This window comes from Streptomyces sp. NBC_01232 (assembly GCF_035989885.1).
Classification (GTDB): Bacteria; Actinomycetota; Actinomycetes; order Streptomycetales; family Streptomycetaceae; genus Streptomyces.
Map to the genome: position 1 here is coordinate 935,255 of NZ_CP108518.1, position 14,041 is coordinate 949,295.

The 14,041-nt window shown below is 73.6% G+C and carries 15 protein-coding genes; 8 read left to right on the forward strand and 7 right to left on the reverse strand.

The window, feature by feature from the left end; genetic code table 11:
• Positions 1–145 precede the first annotated feature (145 nt).
• Positions 146–577 (forward strand): hypothetical protein, encoded by a 432-nt coding sequence (locus OG444_RS04535; RefSeq protein ID WP_327260865.1) that lies wholly within the window; start codon positions 146–148, stop codon positions 575–577.
• Positions 578–645: 68 nt separating this feature from the next.
• A complete protein-coding gene (locus OG444_RS04540) occupies positions 646–1,488 on the forward strand; it encodes a MerR family transcriptional regulator (protein WP_327260866.1) in 843 nt (280 codons plus the stop codon).
• A gap of 63 nt (positions 1,489–1,551) precedes the next feature.
• Here OG444_RS04540 and OG444_RS04545 read toward each other — a convergent pair whose 3' ends face one another.
• The gene (locus OG444_RS04545; RefSeq protein ID WP_327260867.1) at positions 1,552–1,848 is read right to left on the reverse strand and encodes a hypothetical protein; all 297 of its coding nucleotides are present in this window, start codon (positions 1,846–1,848) and stop codon (positions 1,552–1,554) included.
• Positions 1,849–1,944: 96 nt separating this feature from the next.
• Here OG444_RS04545 and OG444_RS04550 point away from each other — a divergent pair, with 96 nt between their 5' ends.
• Positions 1,945–2,472 carry a hypothetical protein gene (locus OG444_RS04550; RefSeq protein ID WP_327260868.1) on the forward strand — a complete coding sequence of 176 codons (528 nt, stop codon included), beginning with the start codon at positions 1,945–1,947 and terminating at the stop codon, positions 2,470–2,472.
• Here OG444_RS04550 and OG444_RS04555 read toward each other — a convergent pair.
• On the reverse strand, positions 2,459–2,929 hold the full coding sequence (locus tag OG444_RS04555) for a GNAT family N-acetyltransferase (protein ID WP_327260869.1): 471 nt from the start codon (positions 2,927–2,929) through the stop codon (positions 2,459–2,461). The genes OG444_RS04550 and OG444_RS04555 overlap by 14 nt on opposite strands.
• 36 nt (positions 2,930–2,965) lie before the next feature.
• Complete coding sequence (locus OG444_RS04560; RefSeq protein WP_327260870.1) at positions 2,966–3,928, reverse strand: helix-turn-helix transcriptional regulator; 963 nt, start codon at positions 3,926–3,928, stop codon at positions 2,966–2,968.
• A gap of 101 nt (positions 3,929–4,029) precedes the next feature.
• On the opposite strand from OG444_RS04560, the gene OG444_RS04565 reads away from it, so the two are divergent.
• Positions 4,030–4,458 (forward strand): DUF3224 domain-containing protein, encoded by a 429-nt coding sequence (locus OG444_RS04565; protein ID WP_327260871.1) that lies wholly within the window; start codon positions 4,030–4,032, stop codon positions 4,456–4,458.
• 73 nt (positions 4,459–4,531) lie between these two features.
• Here OG444_RS04565 and OG444_RS04570 read toward each other — a convergent pair whose 3' ends face one another.
• Both OG444_RS04570 and OG444_RS04575 read right to left on the reverse strand, forming a co-directional pair.
• A complete protein-coding gene (locus OG444_RS04570) occupies positions 4,532–7,264 on the reverse strand; it encodes a DNRLRE domain-containing protein (protein WP_327260872.1) in 2,733 nt (910 codons plus the stop codon).
• A 183-nt stretch (positions 7,265–7,447) separates the two neighbouring features.
• Complete coding sequence (locus tag OG444_RS04575; RefSeq protein WP_327260873.1) at positions 7,448–8,047, reverse strand: helix-turn-helix domain-containing protein; 600 nt, start codon at positions 8,045–8,047, stop codon at positions 7,448–7,450.
• A 77-nt stretch (positions 8,048–8,124) separates the two neighbouring features.
• Here OG444_RS04575 and OG444_RS04580 point away from each other — a divergent pair, with 77 nt between their 5' ends.
• A complete protein-coding gene (locus OG444_RS04580; RefSeq protein WP_327260874.1) occupies positions 8,125–9,606 on the forward strand; it encodes an MFS transporter in 1,482 nt (493 codons plus the stop codon).
• A gap of 9 nt (positions 9,607–9,615) precedes the next feature.
• Here the strand turns inward: OG444_RS04580 and OG444_RS04585 are convergent, their stop codons facing one another.
• On the reverse strand, positions 9,616–11,550 hold the full coding sequence (locus tag OG444_RS04585) for a glycoside hydrolase family 5 protein (protein ID WP_327260875.1): 1,935 nt from the start codon (positions 11,548–11,550) through the stop codon (positions 9,616–9,618).
• Positions 11,551–11,880: 330 nt separating this feature from the next.
• On the opposite strand from OG444_RS04585, the gene OG444_RS04590 reads away from it, so the two are divergent.
• The 3 genes from OG444_RS04590 to OG444_RS04600 all read left to right on the forward strand — a co-directional run bounded on the left by OG444_RS04590 (position 11,881) and on the right by OG444_RS04600 (position 13,506).
• On the forward strand, positions 11,881–12,189 hold the full coding sequence (locus OG444_RS04590) for a hypothetical protein (RefSeq protein WP_327260876.1): 309 nt from the start codon (positions 11,881–11,883) through the stop codon (positions 12,187–12,189).
• Positions 12,190–12,341: 152 nt separating this feature from the next.
• On the forward strand, positions 12,342–12,803 hold the full coding sequence (locus OG444_RS04595; protein WP_327260877.1) for a Crp/Fnr family transcriptional regulator: 462 nt from the start codon (positions 12,342–12,344) through the stop codon (positions 12,801–12,803).
• Positions 12,804–13,059: 256 nt separating this feature from the next.
• A complete protein-coding gene (locus tag OG444_RS04600; protein WP_327260878.1) occupies positions 13,060–13,506 on the forward strand; it encodes a subtilase-type protease inhibitor in 447 nt (148 codons plus the stop codon).
• 49 nt (positions 13,507–13,555) lie between these two features.
• Here OG444_RS04600 and OG444_RS04605 read toward each other — a convergent pair whose 3' ends face one another.
• Positions 13,556–14,005: a sel1 repeat family protein gene (locus OG444_RS04605; RefSeq protein WP_327260879.1), complete on the reverse strand. Its 450-nt coding sequence runs from the start codon at positions 14,003–14,005 to the stop codon at positions 13,556–13,558.
• Positions 14,006–14,041 lie beyond the last annotated feature (36 nt).

Here is a 14,041-nt window from a genome sequence, read left to right on the forward strand (position 1 = left end):
CCTTCCCACAGGGCCCTGCCCTTCCCACAGGCCCCGGCCTTGCCGCCCGGCCGCTTGCTGCCGAAGCCGCCGTCACCCCGGCCGTTGTCACCCACAGGCGTGAGGGCGGAGCCGGGCCGGGCCGGCGGTACGGCAAGGTGGTCGGATGCAGTTACGCCGGGCCGTGCCCCTCTCCCTCGTCGTGCTCCTCGCGAGCACCGGCTGCGTCTCCGTCGGACCACAGGATGCGGATCCGGCTCCCGTACGGGGATCCGTACCGCCCGCCGAGGCGTCCGAGGTCCCGGCTCCCCCGGCCCTGCCGCTGGGGGCGCTGCCCCAGGCCGAGAGACCCCCCGCGAACCCGACCCCGGGCCCGAAGCCGCCCCCGAAGTCCGCCCCGGAGCGCGAGCCTTCGCGGGAGCGGGCCCCCGCGAAGGCGGCGCCCCTGCCCCGGCGCAAGCGGCTGCCCGGACCGGCCACGGCCCATCCGCGTCGGCGGCCGGCGCCCCCTCCCCGCCTGGACCAGCTGTGCGCGGTCGCGGAGGGCGCGGTACCGCCGTCCATCGTCGACCTGTGCCTGCGGCAGTACGGTCACTGACCACCGCGTCCGTACCCGGTGAGACGCTTGACCCTCTCCCTGTGTCAGACCTTGTAGTGGAGCGCATCATGTTCACCATCGGAGACTTCGCCAAGCACGGCCGGGTGTCGGTCCGCATGCTGCGTCACTACGACGCCCTCGGACTGCTGCGCCCGGCCCGTGTCGACCCGTTCACGGGCTACCGCTCCTACGAGGCCGGGCAGCTCGCCCGCCTCAACCGTGTCATCGCGCTCAAGGAACTCGGCTTCACCCTCGACCAGGTGGGGTCGATCCTCGACGAGCGGGTGGGCGCGGAGGAGCTGCGCGGCATGCTGCGACTGCGGCAGGCGGAGCTGGAGACCGCCATGGCCGCCGCGGCGGCCCGGCTCGTCCAGGTCGAGGCAAGGCTCCGGATCATCGAGAGCGAGGGAACCATGCCCGTCGACGACATCGTCGTGAAGAGCCTTCCGCCCGTCCGGCTCGCCGAGCTGACCGCTACGGCCGCGAGTTACGAACCGCAGGACATCGGCCCCGCCATCGGCCCGCTCTTCGACGAGCTGTGCCGCCGCGTCGAGGCGGCCGGGGTCGTCCCGACCGGTCCCGGCACCGCCTACTACGAGGACGCGCCCGGTACGGAGTCCGCAGCGGCCGTCCTCGTCCACGCCGGACTGCCGGTGGCGTCCTCGGTCCGCGCCGAGGACCTCGGGGGTGGGATACGCATCGTCGCGCTGCCCGCGGTGGAGCGGGCCGCGACCGTGGTGCACCGGGGCCCGATGGACGGGGTCCTGCCCACGGCGCAGGCCCTGGCGCGGTGGATCGACGCGCACGGTCACCGCTCGGCCGGGTACGCGCGCGAGCTGAGCCTGGCCTGCCCCGAGGACCCGGAGCAGTGGGTCACCGAACTCCAGGAGCCGCTGGCCGCCACCTCCTGACGCCCGCCGGGGGCGGAGCGGGGCGGGACGGGGGCAGCAGGGCCGGGGCGTGGGCTCGGAGCCTCAGGGGCGGCGGCCGCAGGCACGGGCGCAGCGCCGCGCGGTGGTCCGCTGCGCGGTGCGCAGCCTGCGCACGGTGTTGTGCCCGCGCCGCTTCCACTCGCCCCGCGGCAGCGCCGCCCGCTGGCCGCCGCCCGCGATCAGGGCATTGACCGGGGTCATCGGGTCGGCGGCCATGGCCTTCGCGAACAGGACGCCGACGACGAGCGGGACCAGGGCCACGGCCAGGGCCGAGCCGGCGGTGGTCACGTGCTGCAGGCGCGGGCGGGGAGCCACGCTGCTCGGGGCGTCTGAAGTCATGTCCCCATTCGACCAGCGGAGCGGCTCCGGGGAATCGGGGTGGATACTCAGGCCGTTGGGCGTGAGGTACTCAGACGGCGGGGCAGGTGGTGAGTGATGGCGGTACCCGGGCAGGGATTCGAGCCCGCTACCGGCGACGGCCCGGCCGAGCCGCCCGGCGGGCGCGAGGCAGAACTGCGCACCGCCTACGAGGGGCTGCTGCAGATCCGCCGTCTGGTCAACGGCCCGGCGGGCGAGGCGGTTCCCGCGCCGTGGGAGGTACGGCAGGTTCCGCGCGCGGTGGCCCTCGTACTGGAGGCGGCCGGGATCGCGCCGTCGGCGCTGGACGGGGAGGGGCGGCGCACACGGACGGGATACCGCGTGGCAGCCGGGGCGGAGCCCGGGCGGGCGGAGGTGACCTGGCTCGGCCCTGCGGGCGGTGGCGCGGCCGGTGCGGAGCAGGAGCGGCTGACGGCCTGCGCGGCGGTACTGGAAGGGCTGGGCTGGGTCTGCCTGCTGTACCGGGGCCCTCGGCGGCGCCGCTTCCTGGAGGTGGAACCTTCGGGCCGGCCGGCAGCACCGGGCGGGCAGGGCGGGTCGTGCGGACCGGGCGGACCGGGCGGGCGTCCGCTCAGTGCAGGGTGAGCAGGACGACGTCCACCTCTTCGCCGCGGGCCCTGGCGTAGTCGCGGGTGCGGCCGGTGAGGACGAACCCGCACTTCTCCAGCACCCGGATCGAGCCCGCGTTGTCGGAGACCGCCCCGGCGTGCAGGGGCCGGGTGTCCTCCAGCCGGATCAGCTCGGCCAGCGCCCGGGTGGCGATCCCCCGTCCCCAGTGCCCGGGGCCGATCACGTACGTCACCTCGCGCTCCCCGGGCGGCCCGAACACGGCGGCGTGACCGACGACGACCCGGTCGGCGAGCACCGTGCGCAGGGTCACGGCGGGGTCGTTGCGCACCTTCGCCCAGTGCGCGTCGAAATGGCCCCGGTCGTGGTGGTACTTCCTGGTGAGCGCCGCCATCCGCCGGAGCTCCGGGTGCGTCAGCTGCTCCCAGAACACGGCCAGGTCGTCGTCGTTCGTCTCGCGCAGCTCGATCTCCATCCGCCCACCCTACGAGGGACGCGGGCGGCGCATGCCTCACGCGTAGCGCCGGGCCAGGGCTGTCACCGTCTCCGCGAGGGCGCGGCGCAGTTCGGGCGGGCCGAGCACCTCGGCCTCCGTGCCCAGGCGGAGCAGGTCGCCGACGGCGACGGCCGGGGACTCGACGCCGAGGCGCAGCCGGACCCAGCCGTCGGCGTCGGGCGGGTCTGCTTCGGCCAGCGCCCGGGTGCCCGCCGCCCCGAACTGCATCGGCAGCATCAGCTGCCCGCGCGGTGACAGCCGCAGTTCGGCGGTCTGCTGGTGGAGTACGGCATCCAGCCGGCTGGTGGACTCCTGCCAGTACGCGGCCAGTTCGAATCCGGCGGGCCGTTCGAAGCGCTCCGCCGCGGTGTCCACGGTCAGGAACCGGGAGACCCGGTAGGTCCGTACGGCGCCGTCGACGTCGGCGACGAGGTACCAGATGCCGCCCTTGAGGACGAGGCCGAGGGGGTGCAGTTCGCGCCGTACCTCGCCGCGCCAGCGGCGGTAGTGGGTGCGCAGGACGTGCTGGTCCCAGACGGCCCGGGCGATCTGGGCGAGATGGGGGACGGGGTCGGCGTCCCGGAACCAGGCGGGGGCGTCGAGGTGGAATCGGCCCTGGATCCTGCGGGCCCGCTCGGCGAGTGCGGCCGGCAGCGCGGCCTGCAGTTTGAGCTGGGCGGTGGCCAGGTCGGCGCCGAGGCCGAGCTCCTGCGCGGCCGTGGGGGCGCCGGCGAGGAAGAGGGAGTCCGCCTGGGTGTCGGTGAGGCCGGTGAGGCGCGTGCGGTAGCCCTCGGCCAGCCGGTATCCGCCGGCCGGTCCGCGGTCGGCGAGGACGGGAACGCCCGACGCCCCGAGGGCGTCGATGTCGCGGTGGATCGTGCGTACCGACACCTCCAGCTCGGCGGCGAGCCGGGACGCGGTCATCCGGCCGCGGTTCTGCAGCAGCAGGAGCAGGGAGAGGAGCCGGTCGGCGCGCATGGCGCCATTGTCGCCCGTACCTGACAGAAGGTGTCAGGTACGGCTGCCAGCCTGGGGGCACTCCGGACGGATGGACCGTCCGGCCGGCCGAGAGGACAGTCATGCCCACGCCCGTAGAGACCGGTGGCCGCTTCACCTTCGCCAACTGGGAGGAGAGCCCCGTCGGCTCCGCGGCCGAACCGGCCGCCGCGACCGCCGTCCCGCGGCTCGCCCACGCCCGTGTCAACAACGCCTTCACCGGTGGGATCGAGGCCTCGGAGACCGCCTGCGACTACACGATCGCCTACACCGGGGAGAACACCGGCTCCTACAGCGGCATGGAACTGGTCGCCGGCAGCGTCGACGGCCGCAAGGGCAGCTTCGTACTGGAGGAGCGGGGCAGCTTCGACGCCGGCGGCACCGTCTGCCGGTTCGAGGTGCTCCCCGGCTCCGGCACGGGGGAGCTCGCAGGACTGACGGGCTCCGGAGGCTTCACGTACCGCCACGGCGACACCTCGGTCGAGTACATGTTCACGTACGCCGTGGGGTAGCCACGTACTCGGGTGCGCGAAGGGGCGCGGACCGTCATGGTCCGCGCCCCCTCGTCCTCAGGGACCCGTCAGGTCACGGCGCACCGAAGGTGAGCGTCAGCTCCGGTGTCCCCTCGTTGGCCTGAGCCTCGGAGGACCACAGCCACAGGGCGTCCGTGCCTGTGCTGCTCAGGCCCAGGCCGTAGCTGCCGCCCAGCGCCGCCGCGACGGTCGCGGTGGTCAGCCCGGTGGTGTGCACCGCCGAGCCGTCCGGGATCCCGGCGAAGGCGCCGAGCGCCGGGCCACCCAGTGCGGGGCGGTTGTTGTACGTCGTCCCGCCCTCGCTCCACGAGCCGGTGACCGGGACGACCGAGACGGTGTCCGTCGTGCCGGCGCCGCTCATCGTGCTCGTCTTCACGCTGAGCGCCGCCGACTTCAGGACCGTGCCGGCGGGCGCGGCGGGGAGGTCGAAGCGCAGGTAGCTCGCGTAGAACGAGGTGCCGCGCACCGCGAGCGATCCCGAGGTCCCGTAGTTGGTGCCGGGTGCCCCGGCGTTGGCGTAGGTGTCCTCCGCGGCGGTCACGCGGACCACCGAGTCGGCCGGGGCGGTGGCGAGGGTGAAGTGGTTCTGCACCTGCGCCGCGCTGAGCACCGTCGGGTAGACGGCCGTCTCGTCGAGCTGTCCCGCCCAGTGGTCGCTGGTCGGGCGGTTGGGCCAGGCGGTGAGGTTGTCGCCGCCGGTGCGCCAGTAGCCGGAGTAGTTCTCGTGCGTGGTGACGTTCAGCGTGCCCTTCTGGGCGCCGTCCACGTAGAGGGTCATCCCGCCCGGCCCCTGGGTGGCGACGACGTGGTGCCACTGGTTGTCGTTGTAGGCACCCGGGGTGGTGATGGTGCGGGTGGCTCCGGTGTACACGCCGTACACCAGCCGGCCGTCATTGGTCATGTAGACGTGCTTGTCGTACTGGTTGCTGGTGCCGCCCTGGCTGTTCCCGAAGCCGACGAGCTTGCCGCCGCGGGTGGTGTTCGTCCTGAACCAGGTCTCGACGCTGTAGGTGCTGCCGATCGCCTGCCGCTTGTCCGCGTACACGTGGGTGTTGGAGCCGTTGAATCCGATCGCCGTGCTCGCCCCGGAGACCGCGCCGGGCGTCTGCCTCAGGGCGGGGGCGTTGTTGTGCACGCCGCTCTGGTTGCCGCCGGCGGAGGAGTCGGCGACGAAGGGCAGGGCCGATTCGTCGTAGCGCCAGTACAGGTCGGCCCCGTCGGTCCGGACCCGGCTCGGGTAGCCCTCCGCCGAGGTGGGGACGGTCACGCTCGCCGTGGCGGACAGGGCGCTGGTGTTGCCGGCCGCGTCCGTGGCCGTCACCCGGTAGGTGTACGTCTGGCCCGCCGCGGCGGTGGTGTCGGTCCAGGAGGCCTGCGGCCGCTTGAAGAAGAGCGAGTCGGCGGCGACCGTGGCGATCGGCGTGGCCGCGCCGTTCCGGTGGATCCGGTAGGTCAGCGCGCTGTCGTCGAGGTCGAGGCTGGTGCGCCAGCGCACCTGGACCTCGCCCGGCTTGAAACTGACCGCGCTGGCCACGGGCACGGTGGGCGCGCCGGTGTCCCCGGTGGAGGCGAAGCGCGTCAGGCTCTGCTGCGCCGCTCCGTTGACGGTGGTGAACTCCCCGCCGACCCACAGGTACTGGACGCCGCCCTTGGACCCGACCGTCATCACGCGCGGCCCGATGCCCTCGCCGATGCCGTCGTTGGTGTCGGGGGCCCAGCCGAGCTTGCCGGTGCCACTGGTGGGCTGGGCGAGCAGGTGGTGGCGCTGGCCGTCGGGGAATTCACCGACGCTGGAGCAGTCGTGCGCGTGCGAGGCGCTGTAGAGCACGTTCTGGTGCGGCAGCACGGCCTGGGTGGCGCCGAGGCAGGTGTCGCGCCAGCGCTGGCCGAAGTCGGGCAGGTTCAGCGCGATCCGGCCGTCGAAGACGCCGCCGCCCGTGCCCTCGTTGGCGGTGTAGAAGCCGGTCGCGTCGGTGGCTATGTCCTTGACAACGGAGTTGGTCTCGATGAAACCGGCGTACGACTTGGTGAGCGCACCGCTCGTCGCGTCGACGACGGCCAGGGCGTGCGTGTTCGTGCCGTTGACGGTGAAGAAGTCCCCGCCGAGCACCACGTTGTTGCCGTCCGGGGTGACCTCGACGGCGCGCCCGGGTTCGTCGGCGTCGGCGGTGAAGGGCTTCAGCGCCCCGTCGGCCGCGCCGACTGCGGCGAAGCGCTGGCGGGGCTGGCCGGCGACGCTGAGGAAGTCGCCGCCCGCATAGACGGTGTCACCGGTGACGGCGAGGGCGCGGACGGTGGCCGCGAAGGCCGGGCGGAAGCCCTGCTTCACGGTGCAGCTCGCCACGTCGATGGCGGCGATGCTGGAGACGGCGGTGCCGTTGACGGCGCCGAAGTAGCCGCCGGCGTAGAGCGTCGACTTGTCCGGAGAGAGGGCGAGCGCGCGGACCGTGGCGGTGCCGGAGCCGACGGTGAAGGACAGTTCGCAGGAGGTCGGGGCGCCGGTCGCGGCGTCGAGCGCCACGAAGTTCACGGCCGACTGCTCGCTTCCGGAGCCTCCGGCGGGCGGGCGCACGGTGGAGAAGGTGCCGCCTGCGAAGACCTGGCCGCCCGCCTCGGCGAGCGCCCAGACGACGCCGTTGGGCTGCCAGGTGGACAGCGCGTCGGCGGTGAACGCGACGGGCGGGGTGACCGCCGCCGCCTGCGGGACGAGGCCGAGGCCCACCCCCGCGCCGGTTCCTGCCAGGGACAGGGCGAGAGCAGCCGCCGGCCCTCGGAATCTACGCATGAATCCCCCAGTTCGGTGTGCGGTACGGCCGTAGGGTGCGGCCGGGCGAGTCATGGCCGAAAACCACCGAACAGCAGTCCGGAACCATGCCTACGGGCGCACCCTAGAGCGATTTGCGGCTTGATTCATCCCACTTGGCGTATCGGATGCCAAATCACTCCGGGCCGTGCGCGTGTTCCGCCGTCACGCGCGGGGCTTCGCCCGGACGTGCATGCGCTCCCCCTGCCGTCCGAAGAGGCTGAGGATCTCGACGGGCCTCCCGTCCGCGCTGGTGAACCAGTGGGGCAGCCGGGTGTCGAACTCGGCGGCCTCGCCGGGGCCGAGGACCAGGTCGTGTTCGGCGAGGACGAGGCGCAGCCGGCCCTCCAGTACGTACAGCCACTCGTAGCCCTCGTGCGTCCGCGGGTCCGGCTCGCCGCCCCGGTCGGGGATGAGCATCTTGTACGCCTGGAGGGGCCCGGGGCCCCGGGTCAGCGGTACGGCCGTGCCGCCGTTCGGCAGGGTGCGGGGGGTCAGTCGCACCCGGGGATCGCCCACCTCGGGGGCGCCCACCAGGTCGTCGAGGGGAACCTGGTACGCGGCCGCGAGCGGCAGCAGCAGTTCCAGGCTGGGGCGGCGCTGCCCGGACTCCAGCCGGGACAGGGTGCTCTTCGAGATTCCGGTGGTCTCGGAGAGGGCGGCCAGGGTGAGGCCGCGCCGGGCGCGCAGCCGCCTGAGCCGGGGGGCGACCTCGTCGAGGACCGCCTGGTGCGGAGATGGCTGCGGGGCCTGCTTGTCGTCCATACGGCCATTCCACTCGGGCGTCCCGGAATCGGCAACAAGGTTTGCCGCCCGGCCCCTGCTCCGCGCACCCTCCCGGCATGACCCCGCACAGTGATTCCAGAACGAGTGGCAGCGCCGAGGCCGGGAGCGGAGCCGGGCAGGCCGGAGCCGGGACGGGCACAGGGACGGGCGCCGGGAAGACCGGGACCCCTCACGCGGTCCGCTGGGCGCTCGCCGGCCTCTCCCTCTCCGTCCTGCTGTCCTCGCTCGGCACCGGCATCGCCCACGTCGGCCTGCCGGCCCTGGCGCAGGCGTTCTCGGCATCGTTCCAGGCGGTCCAGTGGATCGTCCTCGCCTATCTCCTCGCCATCACCACCCTGGTCGTCGGCGTGGGGCGGCTCGGTGACCTCGTCGGCCGGCGACGGCTGCTCCTGGCCGGGATCTCCCTGTTCACCGCATCCTCGGTACTGTGCGCCGCCGCGCCCGCCCTCTGGCTGCTGGTCGGGGCCCGGGCGGCGCAGGGTGTGGGAGCCGCCGTCATGATGGCGCTCACCATGGCTTTCGTCGGTGAGACCGTCCCCGAGGAACGGACGGGCAGTGCCATGGGGCTGCTCGCCACGATGTCCGCCGTGGGCACCGCGCTCGGTCCGTCACTGGGCGGGGCCCTGCTCGCCGGGTTCGGATGGCGGGCGCTCTTCCTCGTCAACGTCCCGCTGGGCATCGTGGCGTTCCTGCTGGCCCACCGCCATCTGCCCGTCGGCCGCCACAGGCCCGCCGGGGCCGACCGCGCCCGCTTCGACCACGTGGGCACGCTGCTGCTCGCGCTGACGCTTGCCGCCTACGCGCTCGCCATGACCCTCGGCCGCGGCCGGTTCGGCGCGCTCAACGCGGCGCTGCTGCTGGCCGCCGCCGTCGGGGTCGCCCTCTTCGTACGCGCCGAGGCGCGGGTGGCGTCGCCCCTGGTCCAACGGGCGCTGTTGCGTGATCCGGCGATCGGCGCCGGCCTCGCCTCGAGCGCGCTCGTGTCCACGGTGATGATGGCGACGCTGGTGGTCGGTCCCTTCTACCTCTCCCGCGCGCTCGGGCTCGACGGGGGCGCTGCCGGACTCGTCCTGTCGGCCGGGCCGCTGGTGGCGGCGGTGACCGGGGTGCCGGCCGGCCGGCTCGCGGACCGGTTCGGCGCACGGCGCACGACCCTGCTCGGGCTCCTCGTGATGGCGGCGGGCTCCCTCACCCTGGCCGTGGCCCCGGCGTCGACCGGTGTGCTCGGTTACGTCACCCCTCTCGCGGTCGTGACCGCGGGCTACGCAGTGTTCCAGACGGCCAACAACACCGCCGTGATGGCGGATGCAGGACCCGACCGGCGGGGCGTCGTGTCCGGCATGCTCAACCTCTCGCGCAATCTCGGACTCGTCACCGGCGCGTCCGTCATGGGCGCCGTGTTCGCCCGCGGGTCGGGGACGGCCGACATCGCCTCGGCGCATGCCGGCGCCGTGGCCGCCGGCATGCGCTTCACCTTCCTGGTCGCGGCGGTCCTGGTCCTGGCCGCACTCACCGCCGCCGCGACCCGCCGCCCGTAGGGCGCCGTACTAGGGCGTGTCCGGACCGGGCAGGGGACGGCACAGCAGCGCGGCCGGGGAGGGCCGCGAGCCCACGCGGGTGGTGAAGGCGATGCCCGCCGCGTACTCGGTGGTCAGGCACTGGCCCTTGTAGTGCCCGGAGGCGAAGTCCGCGCCGGGGCCGCCCTGCGGGCGGTTGTCCCCGCGGTCGAACCAGAGCGTCCGGCCGCCTGCGGGAAGGGCCGTACGGGACGGTGCGCAGAGCGCCGCCGACACCCGCTCGCCGCGCAGGCTGTAGCCGATCAGGAACTGGCCGCCCGGGCACTGGAACTTGGTGTAGCCGGTGGCCCAGTCGCCGCCCGCGGGGACGTGCGTCTCGTCGCGGACCACCGTGTGCCCGCCCGTCGGGACGCGCAGGTCGGAGGTGCGGCACAGGCCGCGGCCGCCCGTGTGGGCGAGCCCGGTGAGGCGGGAGCCGTCGGGGCAGACCGCCTTGCGGGCCCCGCTGTCCCAGTCGCCAGAGGCGCGGGTGCGCAGCGAGGCGTTGTGGTCGCGGTGGTCGGTGGTCAGCTGGTACCAGGCGCTGGTGGCGGGGACCGGCCCGGTGCGGCCGGGCGTGGTGGCGAGCGGGGACCATCGGGCGGTGCGCCAGTCCCCCGCGTCCAGTACGCCGGAGCGGCGGCCGGCCGCGTCGTAGCGCAGGAGTGCCCAGCTGTCGCCACCCGGGTTGCCCTGGGCGTCGGTGCTCCAGCCGACGAGGGGCCAGTACGCGAAGTCGGCGTCGGAACGCGTCAGGTACGCGGTGAGGCGGTCGAACCAGGTGCGCGGTGCGGAGCCGGTTTCGTCGGCCCCGGTGCCGAACTCGCTGATCCAGACGGGGGCGGTGAAGTGCGTGCCGGTCTCGGCGGACACGAAGAAGGCCTGGTCGTACAGGGTCTGTTCGAGCTGTACCGCGGTCATGTCCTGGTAGCGGAGGTCGCTGGTCTCGCCGATGCCGGTGGCGCCGCTGTGCCGGGGGCCCGTGTAGCCGTAGAAGTGGGCCGAGTAGACCAGCTTGTTCGAGGTGACCAGGGTGTGGGAGAGGGTGCGTACGGGGGTCAGGGTGGGGCGGCCGTGCGGGAAGCCGTCCACGGGGAGCCCGAACCAGTTGATGCCCTCGACGACGATCAGCAGCTGGGGGTTGGCCTCGGTGAGGATGCGGTCGGCGGCCTCCTGGGCGGCGGCGTGCCAGTCGTGGTTGTCGCCGAGACCCCAGTTGGGGTCGTCGAGGAAGTCGCGGCGGACCTCGTTGTAGAGGTCGGCGCCGACCACGCGCGGGTTGTCCCGGTAGCGGCGGGCCAGGAAGACCCAGTCGTCGGCCCACTGGGCGGTGGAGCGGCCGCTGTTCCAGCGTTCGTTGCCGTCGAGGCCGCAGCACCAACGGGTGGTGACGGTGTGGTTGTTGAGGATGACGGCGAAGCCTGCGTCCGTGAGGGCCGCGACGACGGCGTCGTAGACCTGGAGGGGCGTGCGGCCGCGCAGGGCCGCATTGGCGGCGACGGCCGAGTCCGGGACGGGGGTGGTGTCGCGCAGCATCTCGTTGGAGAAGGGCAGCCGGATGCTGTTCAGCCCCAGGGCGCGGAAGTCGGCGAGCAGGGCGGGCAGGGGGGTGCGGTCCAGGCCGATGGGTATGCCGTGGGCGTTCTGTCCGCTGTGGTGCGTGGCGGGGTCGTTCCGGTCGCCGGAGCCGTTCCAGGAGCCCTGGGCCCCGTCCCAGTTTCCGGAGCGCAGGCGGAAGCGGTTGCCCTGGGCGTCGACGATGTACCGGCCGCGGGTGGACAGCGGCGGGGTCCAGGCCTCACCGGGGCCGGTGCCGGTACCGCCCGCGGGCGGCGGGGCGGCGTGGGCGGGCGCGACGGCCGGCGCGGCGAGGGCGCCGATCACCAGCAGGAGGGCGCAGAGGACCGCGCGTAAGAGGCTCTTCATCGTGCTCCTGCCAGGATCCGGCCGTCCGGTCGGGCGGCTGCCGCGGGCAGGTTACCGGCGGGTCGCTTCTGGGGGAAGGGGAAGCCGAACGCACGGGCGCTTTCGGACGCCGGACGGCGCCGCCCCGTCCGCCCGGGCCGCCTGTCCGCCCGGGGCGGGCCGGGTCCGCCCGGGACCGGCCGGCGACGCGCGGGACCGCCTGCGACCGGTCGGATTCAGCCGGTCGGTGCGTGATCACGCACCGTCACCCTCACGAAACGGCCCCGCGCGGGGCCGCGTCCCTCTACCGTGCCCTGAGGCGATTCGGGCACGGCACCGGAGGGCGGGCGGATGGACGACCAGGAAGACATGCGGCTGGCGGGAATGACGCCGGAGATCTCCCGCCGCACCCTCACCCTGCTCCGCGGTCTCGCGGGCCTCGAACCGCCCGAGCAGGTCCCCGAGGAGGCCATGGTCGTCGCGGACGCGGTCCTGGCCGAGCACGGCACCGACGGGCTCCGCGTGCTGGTGATGACACTGGCGGCCTGGGCGACGGCCCAGATCGAGAACGTCGCGGAACTGAGCGGCCGCAGTCACGAGGCGGTCCTGGACGCGATGGAGCTGGCCTGCCTCGAGGCGAATGCCGAGGACACTCCCTGAGGTCCCCGTCGGCCCGGACCGCACAAGGCCACCGGCCGGCGTTCCCGCTCCGGGCGGGGAAGAAACCATGTCCCGTCCGGCCGCGATATGGCCCGCGTCGGCGACACTGGGGAGAGCAGGAGCGTCGTGGGGGGTCGTGATCGGAGGCCGTCGTGAGCACACCTTCCCCCATCAAGATCGCCGCCGTCCTGTCCACCGAGCACCGTGGACGGCTGATGTCCCAGGCCCGTGAGGTGAACTTCCCGGAGGGTGCGCGGATCTTCGACGAAGGCACGCGGGCGGATTCCTTCTGGATCGTGCGTTCCGGCACGGTGACGCTGGAGGTTCCCGTGCCCGGCCGTCGGCCGGCGCCCGTGGAGAACCTCGGTCCGGGTGAACTGGTGGGCTGGTCCTGGCTGTTCCCGCCGTACGTGTGGCAGCTCGGTGCGGAGGCGATGACACCGGTGCGGGCGTACGAGTTCGACGCCGCCACCGTCCGGATGCTGATGGACGCCGACCCCACCTTCGGCTCGGCCATCGGGCACTGGGTCGGGCGGGTCCTCGCGATGCGCCTCCAGCAGACCCGCACCCGCCTGCTGGAGCTCTACGCCCCGCGCCTGAGCCCCACCGCCTGACTCCCCCGGAGGGATTGCGGAGCCCGTCCCGGCAGATCAAAGCCGGGATGCGGCATGTTTCGGGGAGGTGTCCCGGTCGGTGTTCGGCCGATTCGGCGGCCCGCTCCCCCACAGGTCAGCTCGCTCGCACGGCTGCGGTCTGCAGTCATTCGTACACGATCGGTGACGAGAAATGGGGGTGCGAACGGGCGTTCACGGCTCGGGTCGGCAAGACTCTGTCCGCTATCCGAAACACCAACCCAAGGGAGTGTTCGAAATGCGGTCCATCGCAAAGGGTCTCGGGCTCGGTTCCGCCGCCATGGCGCTCACCGCGCTCACCGCACTGGCCTGGCCGGGCACGGCCGGAGCCGCACCGACCGGTACGGAGAGCCTGTACGCGCCGTCCGCGCTGGTGCTCAGTGTGACGGCCGGACCCGATGCCGACGCGGGCACGGTACTGCGCGCGGTGACGCTCGTCTGCTCGCCGACGCCGGGCGGGACGCACCCGAGCCCGGTCGCCGCGTGCGCGGAGTTACGCGCGAACGGCAGCGCACAGCTCGACCCGCTCGCCGCCCCGGTCCCCGACGCCGTCTGTACCAGGGAGTGGAACCCGATGACGGTGACGGCCGACGGGGTGTGGCAGGGCCGTCGGCTCAGCTATTCGTACACCTTCGCCAACCCGTGCGGCCTGCGGAACACCTCCGGCACGACGTTCGGCTTCTGACCCCGCGTGAAGCCGTGGGCCGGGCGGCGCCGTGCGACCGCCGTCCGGCTCACAAGGGGTTGCTGCCGTCCATGTTGAGCGCGTGTCCGGGCCGGAAGAACCGCTTGGCGAAGAAATGCCCGCGCTCCGCGGCCATCCGGAACCACGGCTCGGACGCCTCCAGTCCGTCCCGCTGCTCGACGAGGCGCCCCATCTCCCACATCGCCTCCACGTCCCCCAGCTCGACCGCGGCGCGCAGCAGCCGCTCGGCCTCGGTGAAGTCGTCCAGCAGCTTCTGCCGCATCGCGAGGGCCCGCATCGCGCGGGTGTTCCCGGCGTTCGCCGCGGCCTCGGCCGCCTCCAGCGTGGGGAACCTGCGGCGGTTCCGCCGCCATCGGAGCAGCAGGAGGAGGATGCCGGCACCCCAGACCACCCAGCCGGCCGTGGTCAGGGCCTCGCTGTCGTTGAGCCAGCCCAGGACACTGAGCACGGCGGCGACGAGCAGCAGCAGATACGACATGGCGTTCCCCCCCGGAACAGCGCGGCAGCGATCGGG